Source organism: Stenotrophomonas sp. YJH_SMC_110 (assembly GCF_059369255.1).
This window is the reverse complement of record NZ_JCAFSM010000003.1, coordinates 158,041-172,445: the sequence shown is the minus strand read 5'-3', so window position 1 is coordinate 172,445 and position 14,405 is coordinate 158,041. Positions and strand designations below refer to the sequence as shown.

Below are 14,405 nucleotides of genomic sequence, written 5' to 3'. Positions count from 1 at the left end.
GCAGGAGCATCCCGCCATGGAAGCACCCGATCCCTTCACTGATGGCATGCCGCTGCCGTGGGCGTGGCGGGAAACATTGGCCGATGCGCGCATCGAGCGACAGTCGATCGGCGTATCGCGCGCAGACGTCGCCCGTGTGCATCGCCCGGGACAGGCTGATGCCTTCCTGAAATCGGAAGTGATCGACGCCTTCAGTGAGCTGGGCGATGAAATTGCCCGCCTGCGTTGGCTGCAAGGCCAGGGGCAGCCGGCGCCTGCAGTGATTGCCACTGCCGAAGAAGCGGGCCGGCGCTGGTTGCTGATGAGCGCGCTGCCCGGCCGCGACCTGGCCTCGTCGCCTGAGCTTCCGCCCCAGCGCCTGGTGGAACTGCTGGCCGATGCGCTGCGGGGCCTGCATGCCATACCGGTGGCAGCCTGTCCGTTCGAACAGCGGCTGGCCTCGCGCCTGCAGGCCGCGCAGGCACGGGTCGAGGCGGGCCTGGTCGACGCCGATGACTTCGATGACGAGCGCCTGGGGCAGAGCGCACAGCAGGTGTTCGCCGAACTGCGCGCTACCCGGCCCGATCACGAGGATCTGGTGGTCAGCCACGGCGACGCCTGCCTGCCGAACCTGCTGGCAGCCGAAGCCCGTTTCAGCGGTTTCATCGACTGTGGCCGGCTGGGTGTGGCCGATCGCTACCAGGATCTGGCGCTCGCCGCGCGCAGCCTGGTCCAGAACTTCGGCGACACGCGCTGGGTCGCGCCGCTGTTCCGGCGCTATGGCGTTGTGCCCGACGAACGGCGGCTGGCGTTCTACCGTCTTCTCGACGAGTTCTTCTGAAACCGCACAGGGCAGCGTAGGGCAGGGCTGAACGGTGCCCTACTAGCGGATGCGCGCGCCCTCAAAAATGGACGAACGTTCGTTCACTATTTGTAGCATGAACCGAACCGACCGCAACGAGCAACGCATCGCGCAGATCCTGCAGGCCGCCCTGCAGTGCTTTCTCGTGAAGGGCTTCCACCAGACCAGCATGCGTGACATCGCGCAGGCGGCCGGCGTCAGCCTCGGCAATCTCTACAACCACTTCCCGGGCAAGGAGGCGATCATCCTTGCGGTGGCCGTGGCCGAAGGCGAGGAACTGGCACCGTTGCTGCAGCGACTGGCCGCGTCCGATGGCGAGCGCGCACGGGTGCTGGTTTTCCTTCAGGACTTCCACGCACTGTGCCAGCAACCGGAGTGGGCAACGCTCGCCGTCGAAGTGCTGGCCGAGAGCGCACGCAATCCGGCCGTGGCCGAGGCATTTGCGGCCAATCGCAGGCAATTGCAGGCGACGCTGGCCGAAGCCCTGCAGCAGGTGGCACGGCGCGAACGTCGGCGCCCCGTGCTGGCCCCGGCACTGCAGGCACAGGTGCTGCTGGATGCCATCGAAAGCGATGCCCTGCGCCGAGGGCTGGGCGAAGCCGGGGGCACCGATGAGGCATCGCTGGATCTCGGCCTGCTTGCGCTGCTGCTGGGCGCACGCGCATGAGCGCCGTCGACCGGCGACTGCACGGCGTTGATCTGGCGCGTTACCTGGCCTTGGCCGGCATGGTGCTGGTCAACTTCCGCCTGGCGATGGCCGTGCCGGCAGAGGGCGCCGGATGGTTGGCAGGCGTCTTCCACTTTCTGGAAGGCAAGGCTTCGGCGACGTTCGTTACGCTGGCCGGGTTGGGCCTGGTACTGGGCACGCATCGGCAGGGTTGGTGGCCGGCCAGTGTGCAGACCTGGCGGCGCGCACTGTTCCTGCTGGTGCTGGGCCTGCTCAACCTGACGCTGTTCCCGGCCGATATCCTGCATTACTACGCGGTGTATTTCGCGCTGGCCGTGCTGTGGCTGCGGGCCTCGCCGCGGGTGTTGCTGGCCAGCATCGTGGGGATCGCGGCCTGTTCGTTCTGGGCGTTGCTGCACTGGGACTACAGCCAGGGATGGAACTGGCAGACGCTGGAATACGCCGGTCTGTGGCAATGGCCGGGCGCGGCCCGCAACCTGCTGTTCAATGGGTTCCATCCGCTGCTGCCGTGGCTGTGCTTCTTCCTGCTGGGCATGCTGCTGGCGCGGCTGCAACTGTCGCAACCGCGGGTCCAGCGCGCGCTGCTGGTGCTGGGCCTGATGCTGATCGTGGCTGGACATGGCGTGCAGCAGCTTGCGCAGGGAACGCCCTGGCAGGCGTGGCTGGGAACGCAGCCGATGCCACCGGGACCGGCCTACGTACTCACAGGCGCGGGCGCGGCCTGCAGTGTCATTGCAGCCTGCCTGTGGCTGACGCGTGTACGACCGGGTGACTGGCTGGAACCGTTCACCGCGGCCGGGCGCATGACCCTGACCCTGTACGTCGGCCATATCCTGCTGGGCATGGGCACGCTGGAAGGCCTGGGCCTGCTCGATGGCAGTGCGTCGCTACCGACCGTGCTGCTGTGGGCGCTGTTGTTCCTGATGCTGGCCACGGGCGCAGCGTGGCTGTGGTCGTGGCGGTTCACGCGGGGGCCATTGGAAGCGGTGATGCGGCGCGTCGCCGGCTAGCACGTCGGTCGCGCAGGCACGATGTTGTGACGGACATGTCTGTGTCGTGGCGGGCACATCTGCGATAGTTGTCGCAGATAACACTTTCCGCTTGAATCCATGTCATTCGCTTCGGCGCAGCATCTCGGCGAAGTCCTCCAGCAGTCCTATGGCATCACCGCGATCGCCGTGGTGCCACGCCCGGTTGGCGCCGATGCCAACGCCAGTGTGTATCGCATCGATGCACGGCGCGGGCAATGGTGGTTGAAGTGCCGCAGTTACCAGGTTGCCCCTGCCGTCTGGGACACCCTGCATTGGCTGCGCGGCACGCTGGGCATCGAGGAAATCGTCGCGCCCTGGCCGGCCCTGACCGGTGGAGCGTCAGTGCAGCGCTGGGGCCTGCAGTTCACCCTGTTCCCGTATGTGGAAGGCCAGTCCGGCTTCGAGGCGGCGTTGAGCCGCACGCAGTGGCAACGATTGGGCGAGGTGCTGCGGCGCCTGCACGAGGCGTGCCCGCCACCGGCGCTGCAGGAGGCGCTGCCGAGCCTGCGGATGGAAACCGCGGCGCTTGATACGGTCGGGCAATGGCTGGCCGGCGAGGGCCTGGCGGCCGCCAGGGATGGGCTGGGGCGCGCCTTCGTATCCGTCTGGGACCAGCAGCATGCGCGCATCGCGGCGCTGCATGCGCAGGCACTGCAGCTGCACGCGGCGTTGCAGGATGTTCCGGTGCGGCTGCACCTGTGCCACACCGACCTGCATGCCGGCAATCTGCTGATGGGCAATGACGGCAGCCTGCACCTGATCGATTGGGATGGCCTGTCGCTGGCCCCGCGCGAGCGCGACCTGATGTTCATCGGTGGCGCGGTCGGTGGGCGCTGGGGGCGCGAGAACCCGTTGGGATTCGAGGAAGGCTATGGCAGCGACCGCGGCGACCCTCGCTGGATTGCCTGGTACCGTCACTGGCGCATCCTGCAGGACCTGATCGAGTTCCAGCAGGTCCTGCTGGGCAGCGATGGAGAGGATCGTTCGCCGCAGCTGCGCCGGCAGTCGCTGCACTATCTGAGCGAGCAGTTCGCACCGGGCAATGTATTCGACGCGGCCGAGCGGGTGTATCGCGCGCTGTAGATCCCACGCCATGCGTGGATGGCAGTTCCTACGATGAACCCTCACGCTGCGCGGCGGGTCGGGCATGGCCCAAATCTACAGGGGCGCGCGGTGTCTGCGCGGGGTGTGGATCTACTCTGCGGGCTTGGCCGCTGCAGAGGCGGCTGCGCTGGCGGCGCGGCGCGACAGTACGGCCTCGCGGTGGGCAATGTAGGCGTTGGCGGCGAGGATGATGCCGGCGCCGATGATCGTCCAGCGGTCCACGCTTTCGTTGAACAGCAGCCAGCCGAACAGCGTTACCAGCGGCAGCTGCAGGAAGCTGATCGGGGTCAGCGCCGAGACTTCACCCAGGCGCAGCGCCCGCGTCCACAACAGCTGGCCGATGGTGCCGAGCACGCCGGTGGCCAGCAGCCACAGCCAGGCCACGCCGCTCGGCCAGACCCAGACGAACAGCGCCGGAAGCAGCGACAGCGGCACCCAGAACACGTAGGTGTAGAGCACCACGGTATCGGCGCTGTCGACGCGGGTGAGCTGCTTGATCTGGATCGCCACCAGCGAACTGAGCACCGCGGCGGCCACGGCGACCAGGCTGCCCGCGGTGAAGCCGGCGGTACCGGGTCGCACGATCACCAGCACACCGATGAAGCCGACCACGACCGCGGCCCAGCGGCGCACGCGCACGGTTTCACCCAGCCACAGCACGGCGGCAATCGTGACGAACAGCGGCGTGGAGTACGACAGCGACACCGCCTGCGCCAACGGCAGGTGGCCCAGTGCCCAGAACGCGCACAGCATCGAGCCCAGGCCAATCGCACTACGCACGAAATAGCGCGGCAGCTGCTGCGTCTTCAGCGGCGCACGGCCCGGCCGCAGCAGCATCGGCAGCAACGCCAGCAGGCCGAAGGCATTGCGGAAGAACGCCACTTCCTGGGTAGGCACGTAGCGTGTGGCATAGCGGATCGCTACCGCCATCAGGCCGAACGCCATCGTACTGCCGAGCATCAACAGCGCCGCCCGCATCGGAGTGGCGCCGGGGGAGAGGGCGAGAGTGTTCACCACTGTGCGCCGAGCAGGCGGGGCTCCGGTTCGATCGGCACGCCGAACTTCTCCAGCACCGAGGCCGAGATGCGGCGCGCCAGCGCCAGCAGTTCAGCGCCGCTGGCATTGCCGTGGTTGACCAGCACCAGCGCGTGGCTGGGAGCCACGCCGGCATCGCCGTCGCGGAAGCCCTTCCAGCCGCAGGATTCGATCATCCAGGCCGCCGAGACCTTGCGCTTGTCGTCCTGCTCGGCCGGGAACACCGGCAGGTCGGGGAAATGCTGCAGCAGCACGTCGACCTGCTCCAGCGGCAGCACCGGGTTCTTGAAGAAGCTGCCGGCATTGCCGAGTACCTCCGGGTCGGGCAGCTTGCGGCGGCGGATCGCGATCACCGCATTGGCCACGTCCACCGCGCCCGGCAGCACCACGCCCTGCGTCTGCAGCTCTTCGCGGATGCCGGCGTAGTCCATGCGCAGATCGTGCAGCAGTGGCAGTTTCAGTTCGATGGCGGTGATCAGGTAGCGATCGGGCTGTTGCTTGAACACGCTGTCGCGGTAGGCGAAACCACACTGTTCGTTATCCAGGCGCACCCAGGCCTGTTCCTGGCAGTCCCAGGCTTCGACCGCCTGGATGAACTCGCCGACCTGCGCGCCATAGGCGCCGATGTTCTGGATCGGTGCGGCACCGGCGGTGCCGGGAATCAGCGCCAGGTTTTCCAGGCCGGACAGGCCTTCCTGCAGCGACCACATCACCAGGCCATGCCAGGGCACGCCGGCGCCGGCGCGGATCACGGCATGGTCGGCGCGGTGTTCAAGGAAACTGATGTCGCGGTTGCCGAACACCAGCACGGTACCGGGCAGGTCCTCGGCGATCAGGACGTTGCTGCCGGCACCCAGCACCAGCAGTGGGCCGTTGGCCACCTCGGGCAGTGCCAGCACCTCCGGCAGCAGCGCGGCATCGTGCAGTTCCAGCAGCTGTGCGGCGCTGGCCTGCACGTGGAAGGTGTTCAGTGCCCGCAGCGGCGCATTGCGGGTGAGTGTCCAGCGCAGCGGCGCGTTGCCGTCGATGGTGTCCATGGGCGCGCTCACAGTGGGGCCACCGCGCCGCGGCTGGGCGCTTCGCGGCGGCGACGGATCGCCTCCACGCATTCGGAAACCAGCGCCGGTCCACGGAAGATCAGGCCGCTGTAGCACTGCACCAGCGCGGCACCGGCCGCCATCTTGGCCACGGCATCGGCACCGGACAGGATGCCGCCGACGCCGACCAAGGGCACCGACTCGGGCAGGCGCGAGCGCAGGCGGCGCAGCACCAGCGTGGACTGCTCCAGCACCGGCGCGCCGGACAGGCCACCGGCCTCGTTGGCCAGCGGATCGCCGGCCACCTTGCTGTGGTCGATGGTGGTGTTGGTGGCGATCACGCCGTCCACCTGCAGCTCGCCCAGCACGCGGGCGGCGGCATCGATGTCGCGCTCGCTGAGGTCCGGCGCCACCTTCACCAGCATCGGTACGCGGCGGCCGTGGCGGGCCGCGAGCTCTTCCTGGCGGTCACGCAGCTGGCTGACCAGCTGGCGCAGCGCGGTTTCTTCCTGCAGCTCACGCAGGCCGGCGGTGTTGGGCGAGGAAATGTTGACAGTGATGTAGTCGGCCAGCGGGTACACCTTGTCCAGGCAGGCGATGTAATCGTCCACGGCCTGTTCGTTGGGGGTGTCCTTGTTCTTGCCGATGTTGATGCCGAGCAGGCCGCGGCGGTTGCGCGCGCGCTCGACGTTGCGCACCAGCGCGTCCACGCCCGCATTGTTGAAGCCCATGCGGTTGATGATCGCGTTGTGTTCCGGCAGGCGGAACAGGCGCGGCTGCGGATTGCCGGCCTGCGGGCGCGGGGTGATCGTGCCGATTTCGACGAAGCCGAAGCCGAGCGCGAACAGCGCATCGATGTGCTCCCCGTTCTTGTCCAGGCCGGCGGCCAGGCCGACCGGGTTGGGGAACGTCAGCCCGAACACCGTGCTGGGCATCGGCGCGATGCGTGCGGCCAGCAGCGGCGTGGTGCCGGTGCGATAGGCCAGGTCCAGTGCGGACAGGCCAAGGCCGTGGGCGCGCTCGGCGTCGAGCGAGAACAGGAAGGGGCGGGCAAGCGAATACATGCGTCGGTTCAGTCCAGCGTGCCGAGGAAGGCTCGGGTTCGATATTCAAAAGCGACCTGGCCGTCGACCGCGTGGGCGGCGAACAGGTGCTGCAGAGCGTCGATCATCGGTGCGTGGCGCGGATGACCGGATTGAGGGGCGTAGGAGGAGGACAGCAGGCGCCCGCGCAGGGCGTCGAAGTCCAGGTGCTGCACGTTCGGCAGCTCCACCCTGCCGCGCAGGCCAGCGCCGAACCAGGCCTGCATGGTGGCGTCGTCCTGGTAGCGCTCGGCCACGGCGGTGTAGTCGGTGCCGTAGTCCAGCAGCAGCTGTTCGTAGCCGACCAGGAACGGGCTGGCATCGAGGAGGCGAGAATTCCAGTAGATGAGGGCCTGGCCGCCGGGGCGCAGGATGCGCTGCCACTCGGCGCGTACCGCCACGGTGTCGAACCAATGGAAGGCCTGCGCGACGCTGACCAGATCGATGCTGGCATCGTCCAGTGCGGTGGCCTCGGCGCGGCCGTCCACCGCACGGAACTGCGGGTACTGCGGTGCCAGCCATTCTTTGGCCGCGCCCCGCATGGCCGCATTGGGTTCAACCGCGACAACAGGATGGCCGCTGGCCAGGAACAGGCGGCTGGAAATGCCGGTACCGGCGCCGATGTCAGCCACACGCGCCTGCTGGCTGACACCCACCGGGCCATGCAGCCACTCCAGCAGCGCGGGTGGGTAGTCGGGCCGGTAGCGGACGTAGTCGGCGACGCGGCTGCTGAAGCGTTCAGTGCTGTCGGAGGCGGTCATGGCGTCAGTTCGACACCGCCGCCAGCCACGCCAGGCCGCCGAAGAACAGGATGAAGACCACGATGGCGGCAAGTGCCGCGCCGACCATGACCCAGCCCAGCACCAGGCCGGTGACGGCCAGGCCATCGCCTTCCAGTTCGTGCGGGCGGCGGCGGATTTCGGCGCGGGCCATGTGGCCGGTGATGATGGCGAGGATGCTGGCCACGAAGGGCAGGACGGTCCAGCTGGCGATGCCCATGACCAGGCTGACCACGGCCAGGGCGCTTGTCTGTCGGGGTGCCACGCTCATCGGGGTCCTCCTTGGCAGTGTGCACATGATAGTGCCTCTGCCCCGGCAATCCCATGCCCGGCGGATGCGATGGCAGGCGTCGACCCTGGCCGACGAATGGGATTTCGGCCCTGGTAGGCGTCGACCTTGGTCGACGAAAGGCATGCCAACCAGGGTTGGCGGCTACCGAAGTGCCGGTATCAGCCCATCAACACCTGGCCGCCATCCACATTGAGCACGCTACCGGTGACCCAGCGCGCCAGCGGCGAGCACAGGAACAGGGCGGCGTCGGCGATCTCGCGCGGGTGGCCGAAGCGGCCGAACGGAATCTTCGCCAGGGTGCCGTGGTACAGCGCTGGGTCCTCGACGCGGCGACGGTCCCAGAGGCCGTCATCGAACTCGATCGAGCCCGGGGCGATGGCATTGACCCGGATCCGGTCCTTGGCCAGCGCCAGCGCCTGTGACGTGGTGTAGTGCGAAAGCGCCGCTTTGGCCGCAGCATACGGCGCGCCACCGGGGCGCGGCTGCTGCGCGGCAATCGACGACAGATTCAGGATGCAGGCGTCGCTGGAGGCACGCAGCCATGGCAGTGCCAGGCGCGAGGCACGCACGGCCGCCATCAGGTCGATCTGCAGGCTGGCCGCCCAGCCGTCCTCGTCATCGGCCATGCCGTAGCCGGTGGCATTGTTGACCAGTACATCGATACCGCCGAGGGCATCGGCAGCGGCCTGCAGCCAGGCCTGGATCTGGCCGGGATCGGCCAGATCGGTGGAAAACGCGTGCAGTTCGAAGCCCTGCGCCCGTGCATCGGCACGCAGGGCATCCAGGCCGGCCTGGCCGCGGGCGCAGACCGAGACCTGTGCGCCGGCGCCGGCAAAGGCCAGCGCCATTTCACGGCCAATGCCCTTGCTGCCGCCGGCGATGAGCACGCGGCGGCCGCTGAAATCGAGGGTCGGAGCCCCTGCGGGGATCCGACCCCTCGCTGGGGCCAGATCCCCGGAGGGGCTCTGGCCCACGGACGTGTCCGCGTCGTTTGCCATCACAGGTCGAACTTGATGCCCTGGGCCAGCGGCAGCGAATCCGAATAGTTGATGGTGTTGGTCTGGCGGCGCATGTAGACCTTCCACGCATCCGAACCGGACTCGCGGCCACCGCCGGTGTCCTTCTCGCCACCGAAGGCGCCGCCGATCTCCGCACCGGACGTGCCGATGTTGATGTTGGCGATGCCGCAGTCGCTGCCGGCGGCCGACAGGAACTTCTCGGCAGTCTTCAGGTTCTGGGTGAAGATCGAGGACGACAGGCCCTGCGGCACGCCGTTCTGCATGTCGATGGCTTCATCGAGGGTGTCGTACGGCATCACGTACAGGATCGGCGCGAAGGTCTCGTGCTGGACCACGGCGTCGCTGTTCTTCAGGCCGGAGACGATGGCCGGCAACACGAAGTTGCCCGGGCGGTCGATGCGGCTGCCACCGGTCTCGATGGTGCCGCCGGCCGCCTTGGCCTGGGCGATCGCATCGAGGAACTGCTGCACGGCGCCTTCGCTGTTCAGCGGGCCCATCAGGTTGGCCGCATCGGTCGGGTCGCCGATCTTGCCTTCCACCTGCTTGTAGGCCTTGACCAGGGTGGCCAGCACGTCGGCGTAGATCGAGCGGTGCACGATCAGGCGGCGGGTGGTGGTGCAGCGCTGGCCGGCGGTGCCGACGGCGCCGAACACGATGCCCGGCACGGCCAGCTTCAGGTCGGCGGTTTCGTCCAGGATGATGGCGTTGTTGCCGCCGAGTTCCAGCAGGCAGCGGCCGAGGCGGCGCGCGACCTTCTCGTTGACGGTGCGACCGACCTGGGTCGAGCCGGTGAAGCTGATCAGCGGCACGCGGCGGTCATCGACCATCTTTTCCGACAGCGCGGTGCCGGCATCGTTGATCAGGAAGAAGATGTCCGGGAAGCCGGCTTCGCGCAGGGCGTCGTTGCAGATCTTCAGCGAGGCGATGGCGGTCAGCGGTGTCTTGTTGGACGGCTTCCAGATGCATACGTCGCCACAGATGGCGGCCAGGAACGAGTTCCAGCTCCACACCGCGACCGGGAAGTTGAAGGCCGAGATGATGCCGACCAGGCCCAGCGGGTGGTACTGCTCGTACATGCGGTGGCCGGGGCGCTCGGAATGCATGGTGTAGCCGTACAGCATGCGGCTCTGGCCCACGGCGAAATCGGCGATGTCGATCATCTCCTGCACTTCGCCATCGCCTTCCGGCTTGCTCTTGCCCATTTCCAGCGCAACCAGCGAACCCAGGGCGTCCTTGTGCCTGCGCAGTGCTTCACCGCACAGGCGCACGGCTTCACCGCGGCGCGGGGCCGGCGTGGTGCGCCAGACCTTGAAGGCTTCCTGGGCGCGGGCCACGACGGTCTCGTACTCGGCCTCGGTGGTCGCGCGGACCTGCGCGATCGGCTCGCCGGTGGTCGGATTGACCGGGGTGATCAGCTCACCGCTGGTCGCGCTCGACCACTCCCCGTTGCCCAGGTACGTGCCAGCGTTGATCGCGTCCAGGCCAAGGGACTTGAGCAGCTCGGAAGACATGCAGACTCCTGTATTTCGTTACGTTGTTTGGTGCCATCGCGGGCAGGTGGGGGACGCGATGAACTGAATCGCCGATGGTAGCAGAGCGCCCCGGCCGGCCATGGTGCAACGCGCCAGTCAGGCCTGGCCGAACATGAATGCTTGGAGGGCAGGGCACGTTGCCTGTAAACTTCCCGGCTGCATGGCCCCGTAGCTCAGCTGGATAGAGCGTCCCCCTCCTAAGGGGAAGGTCGCCCGTTCGAATCGGGCCGGGGTCACCAGAATCAATAACTTAGGCAGACTCAGTGGTGAGCATTTCCCACTGTTTCCCGCATATCCACAGGATTTGGTCCCAGTGGTCCCATCGGTCCCGCCTAGTACTTGAGCTTTGCCACGGCGCCATCATCGCCCTCAGGCGTTAGGTGGGCATAGAACTTCTCGGTCGTGGCGTAATCAGCGTGCCCGGCCAGAATCTGCACCCTTCGCAATGGAACGCCGGCCATCACCATGTGGGCGCAGAAGGTGTGCCGTAGCCGGTGGAGGCTGCCGCCGATACCCGCCCGCTTAGCATCGGATGCGAACCAGTCAGACACGGTGTCCTTGTGGACGGCCACCAGCGGATCGGGAAGGTGGCGCAGCGCCCAGCGCGCATACCGGTTTAGTGGCACCTCGCGCCATTTGCCCGACTTCGTGCGTCCATGGCCATCTTCGTCTGGCTCGCTCTCGACCCTGAGCCTGCTCCCTGCAACCGAATCTTTGCCCAGTCCGACCAGCTCACCGCGGCGCAGCCCCGTGTGGGCCATGAACAGCCACAGGGGTGCCCGGGCGGGGTTCGCCCGGTACAGCTTGCGCATCGCGGCCCGGTCGTAGAATCGCACCGCCACGCTGCGAACGCCTCGCGGTGCCCGGGTTTCCTCCAGCGGGTTGAAGTCCAGCTCCTTCCACTGCACGCCACGCCGGAACGCGGCCTGCAGCCTGCGCACTTCCTTCCCCACAGTCTCCGGTGACACCTTGTCCTTGGTCAGGCGGTCCGCTTTGTAGGCCTCCATTTCCATCGGACGCAGCGTATCGATAGGGCGATGGCCGAAGCGGGCCATAAACAGCCGAACCTCGCTCTTGGCCTTGCCGTGCGTAGTGGGATGCTCGGCCTTGTACCACTCCAGGTAGGGCTCCAGGAAGTCGCGGACCGTGGGCAGCCGGGGAAGGATGCGCACTCCATGGGTCAGTTCCGCTTCTTTCGCCGCTCGTACGCCCTCAGCTTCGCGTGGGCTGACGCGACCAATGGCGACACGGCTTCGCTTGCCGCCCTCCCGCCAGTTGAGGTACGCGGCGCCATCGCGCCAGAAGATTGTGACCTTGACCATTGCTTGGAGCCGTAGATTGCAGAGTAGAGGGCAGCCTTCTCGTAGAGCTTCCTGCCCATGAAATTTCGTGGTTCGATGCCGTAGTCGGCGATGTTCGAATCGAACTGGCTTCGTGACACCCCGCAGTAGTGCGCGGCCTCGTCCACGGTCAGCCAGTCCTTTCCGACGATGTCCAGCTTTTCAGCAGCTCCCATCGGGTCCTCCTTCAGCTCGCCGCCAGCGCCGCGCGCTGGGCTTTTGGTTTGCGCTCGGCTAGGCCGAGCTGGAACTGCAGAACGTTGTCGCTCGCCTCAGGCACCGCTGCGGGCCGGGCGCTGCGCGCGGGCCGGTTGAGTCGGCGCCATGCTGCAATGGCTGCCGCGGGATTCGCATGCTTACTGGTTGACCTGCAGGCGCACTCGACCAGGTGACCACCGCCGGCGGACGCGCAGCGCTTGTCGTGGATGTGGCGCGCGCGGTGGCCGGCGGCGCAGTTCGGCAACCCTTCCGGGTGGCTGATATGTTCCTGGGTCATGGCTTCTTGCACTCCTCGATGTGGGCGACCAGCATTTCCAGCAGAAAGGCGGCTTGCGCAGCGCCAATTACGCGGTGACCGTCATCCATGGCTGGCTTCCTTCGGGCATTGGTTGCAAGGGGCTGTGTGAGGTGCGCGCAAGGAGAACCTGGTGCCTCGCACGTGCTCGCCGGGGCGGATCACGACGTGGCCGCACGACAACAGACATTGGAACCGAGCGGAGAGAGCGCTTGCGCCTGGCGAAGCAACGAACTGCGCGCTGGTGACGTTGCGTACTGGTGCGGCGATGGGGAGCGGCCCAGCCGCCAGACTGGATGCTGTCGCCTTGCCGCATTCAGCTGTACAGTGCTGCAAGTCCCCTACCGCGCTCGGCCCATGACTACCCGTGGCTTTCATCGAACCCTGCGCGGTTTCCACGATGGCTACCATTTCGTGCTGACCATCACGAGCAGCGTGGATCACGTTTTCTCGTACACAGCCGAAGTCGACGGCATCGCTGTCGAGTTGCGATCCGAGGGTGTGATCAGGAGCAAGGGCGACGCGATGCAGCTCGGCATGGCTGCGGTTGAGCGCCACGTGGCGGGCCTCGCGTCCAGGCGCTGAAGGCGCGCTGGTAGAAGCCGTGGTGAGCAACTGGTCAGCCATGGGCGGGGTCCCTCGCTGGACTGTCGCCCCCTGACCGGATGCGCGTGTCCGCAGCTCCTGACGGGCCGTTCACATGCTTCCTGCGTTTATTCGACAATAGGCACGCGGAGAGAGGGGTCTCACCGTTCTGGATGCCAACGTCACTCAGGGAGGGGGTGCGCGGTGTACGAGTCGGTGGGGCCGTATCTTGTTGAATGGCACGCGGTCGGGGAGCAGCGGGGACGGGATGGCGCTTGGATAGGGATGTGGCGCGTTCATTGGATCGGCGCACGTGATTGCAGCCGCCCGGTTGCTGAGGGGTCAACGAAAGCGGCATACAGTTACTGCGAGGCAGCAGAGGTTGCGAAGCGGTAGGCGTTGCATGCCGCTGCTGCGCTTTGTGCGATGGAGTAGGGGAGATCATTTGCCCACCGCCTGGCTGTCGATCTTGGACAGCACCTCCTCCATGACGGCGATCCCCTCGCGGTAGATACGCACGCCGTTGTTGTAGTCATGCTCGCCCTTGGTCTCAATCTCGCGGGTTCCAGGTGCGCCAGGATCGGCGGGCAGGTGCGAGCGCCACTGCTCAATCCGTCGCTGCAACAGTGCACGCATCGCGTCCAGGTCCACGGCCTGCGCGGGCTCGCCGATAGCAGGCGCGGTCCCGTCCAGCAGGATGCAGCCTTCTTCCTCGGCGCCGACGCATTCGCAGTAGAGGCCGGGTCCACTGTGGCCTGTTTCCGGCCAGAAAATCCGGACAAGGCTTCGATCTTCGAACGGGACATCCAGTTCGGGGTCACCCGCCATCAGCAACGCTTCATGCAGCTGGCACGCCGTCAGTTCGATTCCGCCCGAGTTGTACGGCTGCTCTTCGTCCCCCACCGGCTGGCGGGCGGCGAGTGCTTCGATTGCAGCTCGAACGGTTTCAAGATGGATCGGGTTTGGGTCTACGTCTTCGAAGTAGTCCTCAACGTCACGTAGCTCTGCCAACAGATCGCTGTCATCCCCCTGACCACCCGGGGAGGGCTGGGCGGAGAGGTACTGCCAAGCGCGCCACGCCCTTGCCGTCACTTCGAAGGCATAGCCACCGAGCTTGCCCCTGGCAAGCGGCAGACCTTCCGTGCGGCCCCACGCCTCAAACCGCGCCCGCTCGGCCTGATCCCCCAGCCTCACCCTCCCACCGGGCTGCACGTCCGCCAGGGTGGCGCGCGCTGCAGGCGGATTGGGCGTATCGATCGGCCCCATTGCGTCGTAGGGCTCGCGCGCGGCGGCCGTGATCTTGTCGTTGCTCATGCCTGCATGTCCTTGCTGTTGGTGGAGCGCGCGCCGCGCGCCCTGGCTTCAAGTTGTTCGGCCACGCCGAGGTAGTAGGCATGCCGTTCCAGACGGATCGATTCGGGGAACTGGAAGTGCCTCAGCGACTCTTCCGCCTGCACGCGCCAGGCGGCTGCCTCGCGCGCTGGGTCGTCGTCGAAAATGTCCATCTGGACCGGCTTGGCCATGGG

The 14,405-nt window shown here is 67.0% G+C and carries 17 protein-coding genes and 1 tRNA gene; 6 read left to right on the top strand and 12 right to left on the bottom strand.

Annotated elements, in window-relative coordinates; all coding sequences use genetic code 11:
• Positions 1-16 precede the first annotated feature (16 nt).
• The 4 genes from AC5P6H_RS07960 to AC5P6H_RS07945 all read left to right on the top strand — a co-directional run bounded on the left by AC5P6H_RS07960 (position 17) and on the right by AC5P6H_RS07945 (position 3,643).
• A complete protein-coding gene (locus AC5P6H_RS07960) occupies positions 17-820 on the top strand; it encodes an APH(3')-II family aminoglycoside O-phosphotransferase (protein ID WP_495202485.1) in 804 nt (267 codons plus the stop codon).
• 97 nt (positions 821-917) lie between these two features.
• A complete protein-coding gene (locus AC5P6H_RS07955) occupies positions 918-1,508 on the top strand; it encodes a TetR/AcrR family transcriptional regulator (protein ID WP_032959994.1) in 591 nt (196 codons plus the stop codon).
• The gene (locus tag AC5P6H_RS07950) at positions 1,505-2,539 is read left to right on the top strand and encodes a DUF418 domain-containing protein (protein ID WP_495202484.1); all 1,035 of its coding nucleotides are present in this window, start codon (positions 1,505-1,507) and stop codon (positions 2,537-2,539) included. The genes AC5P6H_RS07955 and AC5P6H_RS07950 overlap by 4 nt, the downstream gene beginning before the upstream one ends.
• Positions 2,540-2,638: 99 nt before the next feature.
• Positions 2,639-3,643 carry a phosphotransferase gene (locus tag AC5P6H_RS07945; RefSeq protein ID WP_495202483.1) on the top strand — a complete coding sequence of 335 codons (1,005 nt, stop codon included), beginning with the start codon at positions 2,639-2,641 and terminating at the stop codon, positions 3,641-3,643.
• Positions 3,644-3,754: 111 nt separating this feature from the next.
• On the opposite strand, the gene AC5P6H_RS07940 is transcribed toward AC5P6H_RS07945, so the two are convergent.
• The 7 genes from AC5P6H_RS07940 to amaB all read right to left on the bottom strand — a co-directional run bounded on the left by AC5P6H_RS07940 (position 3,755) and on the right by amaB (position 10,419).
• The gene (locus AC5P6H_RS07940) at positions 3,755-4,642 is read right to left on the bottom strand and encodes a DMT family transporter (RefSeq protein ID WP_014646917.1); all 888 of its coding nucleotides are present in this window, start codon (positions 4,640-4,642) and stop codon (positions 3,755-3,757) included.
• Between the two features lie 32 nt (positions 4,643-4,674).
• Positions 4,675-5,736 carry a UDP-N-acetylmuramate dehydrogenase gene (murB, locus tag AC5P6H_RS07935; RefSeq protein WP_495202482.1) on the bottom strand — a complete coding sequence of 354 codons (1,062 nt, stop codon included), beginning with the start codon at positions 5,734-5,736 and terminating at the stop codon, positions 4,675-4,677.
• Positions 5,737-5,744: 8 nt separating this feature from the next.
• Positions 5,745-6,800: a quinone-dependent dihydroorotate dehydrogenase gene (locus tag AC5P6H_RS07930; RefSeq protein ID WP_049471279.1), complete on the bottom strand. Its 1,056-nt coding sequence runs from the start codon at positions 6,798-6,800 to the stop codon at positions 5,745-5,747.
• An 8-nt stretch (positions 6,801-6,808) separates the two neighbouring features.
• A complete protein-coding gene (locus AC5P6H_RS07925) occupies positions 6,809-7,579 on the bottom strand; it encodes a class I SAM-dependent methyltransferase (RefSeq protein WP_495202481.1) in 771 nt (256 codons plus the stop codon).
• 4 nt (positions 7,580-7,583) lie between these two features.
• Complete coding sequence (locus tag AC5P6H_RS07920) at positions 7,584-7,868, bottom strand: DUF4190 domain-containing protein (RefSeq protein WP_495202480.1); 285 nt, start codon at positions 7,866-7,868, stop codon at positions 7,584-7,586.
• A 179-nt stretch (positions 7,869-8,047) separates the two neighbouring features.
• Positions 8,048-8,887 (bottom strand): SDR family NAD(P)-dependent oxidoreductase, encoded by an 840-nt coding sequence (locus tag AC5P6H_RS07915; protein ID WP_041863358.1) that lies wholly within the window; start codon positions 8,885-8,887, stop codon positions 8,048-8,050.
• A complete protein-coding gene (gene amaB, locus AC5P6H_RS07910) occupies positions 8,887-10,419 on the bottom strand; it encodes an L-piperidine-6-carboxylate dehydrogenase (protein WP_014646923.1) in 1,533 nt (510 codons plus the stop codon). The genes AC5P6H_RS07915 and amaB overlap by 1 nt, the downstream gene beginning before the upstream one ends.
• A gap of 183 nt (positions 10,420-10,602) precedes the next feature.
• Between amaB and AC5P6H_RS07905 the strand changes: the two genes are divergently transcribed.
• Positions 10,603-10,679, top strand: a tRNA-Arg gene (locus AC5P6H_RS07905).
• 93 nt (positions 10,680-10,772) lie between these two features.
• On the opposite strand, the gene AC5P6H_RS07900 is transcribed toward AC5P6H_RS07905, so the two are convergent.
• Genes AC5P6H_RS07900 through AC5P6H_RS07890 form a run of 3 tightly spaced genes read right to left on the bottom strand, consistent with a single transcriptional unit; the run spans position 10,773 to position 12,276 of the window.
• The gene (locus AC5P6H_RS07900) at positions 10,773-11,612 is read right to left on the bottom strand and encodes a tyrosine-type recombinase/integrase (RefSeq protein WP_495202479.1); all 840 of its coding nucleotides are present in this window, start codon (positions 11,610-11,612) and stop codon (positions 10,773-10,775) included.
• Between the two features lie 8 nt (positions 11,613-11,620).
• The gene (locus tag AC5P6H_RS07895; RefSeq protein ID WP_495202478.1) at positions 11,621-11,956 is read right to left on the bottom strand and encodes a hypothetical protein; all 336 of its coding nucleotides are present in this window, start codon (positions 11,954-11,956) and stop codon (positions 11,621-11,623) included.
• A gap of 11 nt (positions 11,957-11,967) precedes the next feature.
• Positions 11,968-12,276 (bottom strand): hypothetical protein, encoded by a 309-nt coding sequence (locus tag AC5P6H_RS07890; protein ID WP_288496656.1) that lies wholly within the window; start codon positions 12,274-12,276, stop codon positions 11,968-11,970.
• Between the two features lie 375 nt (positions 12,277-12,651).
• Between AC5P6H_RS07890 and AC5P6H_RS07885 the strand changes: the two genes are divergently transcribed.
• Positions 12,652-12,879, top strand: a complete 228-nt coding sequence (locus tag AC5P6H_RS07885) for a hypothetical protein (RefSeq protein ID WP_064239696.1) — start codon at positions 12,652-12,654, stop codon at positions 12,877-12,879.
• Between the two features lie 441 nt (positions 12,880-13,320).
• On the opposite strand, the gene AC5P6H_RS07880 is transcribed toward AC5P6H_RS07885, so the two are convergent.
• Both AC5P6H_RS07880 and AC5P6H_RS07875 read right to left on the bottom strand, forming a co-directional pair.
• Positions 13,321-14,193 (bottom strand): hypothetical protein, encoded by an 873-nt coding sequence (locus AC5P6H_RS07880; protein ID WP_495202477.1) that lies wholly within the window; start codon positions 14,191-14,193, stop codon positions 13,321-13,323.
• The gene (locus tag AC5P6H_RS07875; protein ID WP_161771697.1) at positions 14,190-14,402 is read right to left on the bottom strand and encodes a hypothetical protein; all 213 of its coding nucleotides are present in this window, start codon (positions 14,400-14,402) and stop codon (positions 14,190-14,192) included. Before AC5P6H_RS07875 ends, AC5P6H_RS07880 begins: the two co-directional genes overlap by 4 nt.
• Between the last annotated feature and the right edge of the window lie 3 nt (positions 14,403-14,405).

Coding starts and splice junctions, on each gene's coding strand:
- AC5P6H_RS07920 (WP_495202480.1), bottom strand. CDS start 7,868: ATGAGCGTGGCACCCCGACAGACAAGCGCCCTGGCCGTGGTCAGCCTG.
- AC5P6H_RS07940 (WP_014646917.1), bottom strand. CDS start 4,642: ATGCGGGCGGCGCTGTTGATGCTCGGCAGTACGATGGCGTTCGGCCTG.
- murB (WP_495202482.1), bottom strand. CDS start 5,736: ATGGACACCATCGACGGCAACGCGCCGCTGCGCTGGACACTCACCCGC.
- AC5P6H_RS07925 (WP_495202481.1), bottom strand. CDS start 7,579: ATGACCGCCTCCGACAGCACTGAACGCTTCAGCAGCCGCGTCGCCGAC.
- AC5P6H_RS07960 (WP_495202485.1), top strand. CDS start 17: ATGGAAGCACCCGATCCCTTCACTGATGGCATGCCGCTGCCGTGGGCG.
- AC5P6H_RS07880 (WP_495202477.1), bottom strand. CDS start 14,193: ATGAGCAACGACAAGATCACGGCCGCCGCGCGCGAGCCCTACGACGCA.
- amaB (WP_014646923.1), bottom strand. CDS start 10,419: ATGTCTTCCGAGCTGCTCAAGTCCCTTGGCCTGGACGCGATCAACGCT.
- AC5P6H_RS07890 (WP_288496656.1), bottom strand. CDS start 12,276: ATGACCCAGGAACATATCAGCCACCCGGAAGGGTTGCCGAACTGCGCC.
- AC5P6H_RS07955 (WP_032959994.1), top strand. CDS start 918: ATGAACCGAACCGACCGCAACGAGCAACGCATCGCGCAGATCCTGCAG.
- AC5P6H_RS07945 (WP_495202483.1), top strand. CDS start 2,639: ATGTCATTCGCTTCGGCGCAGCATCTCGGCGAAGTCCTCCAGCAGTCC.
- AC5P6H_RS07915 (WP_041863358.1), bottom strand. CDS start 8,887: ATGGCAAACGACGCGGACACGTCCGTGGGCCAGAGCCCCTCCGGGGAT.
- AC5P6H_RS07875 (WP_161771697.1), bottom strand. CDS start 14,402: ATGGCCAAGCCGGTCCAGATGGACATTTTCGACGACGACCCAGCGCGC.
- AC5P6H_RS07895 (WP_495202478.1), bottom strand. CDS start 11,956: ATGGGAGCTGCTGAAAAGCTGGACATCGTCGGAAAGGACTGGCTGACC.
- AC5P6H_RS07950 (WP_495202484.1), top strand. CDS start 1,505: ATGAGCGCCGTCGACCGGCGACTGCACGGCGTTGATCTGGCGCGTTAC.
- AC5P6H_RS07885 (WP_064239696.1), top strand. CDS start 12,652: ATGACTACCCGTGGCTTTCATCGAACCCTGCGCGGTTTCCACGATGGC.
- AC5P6H_RS07930 (WP_049471279.1), bottom strand. CDS start 6,800: ATGTATTCGCTTGCCCGCCCCTTCCTGTTCTCGCTCGACGCCGAGCGC.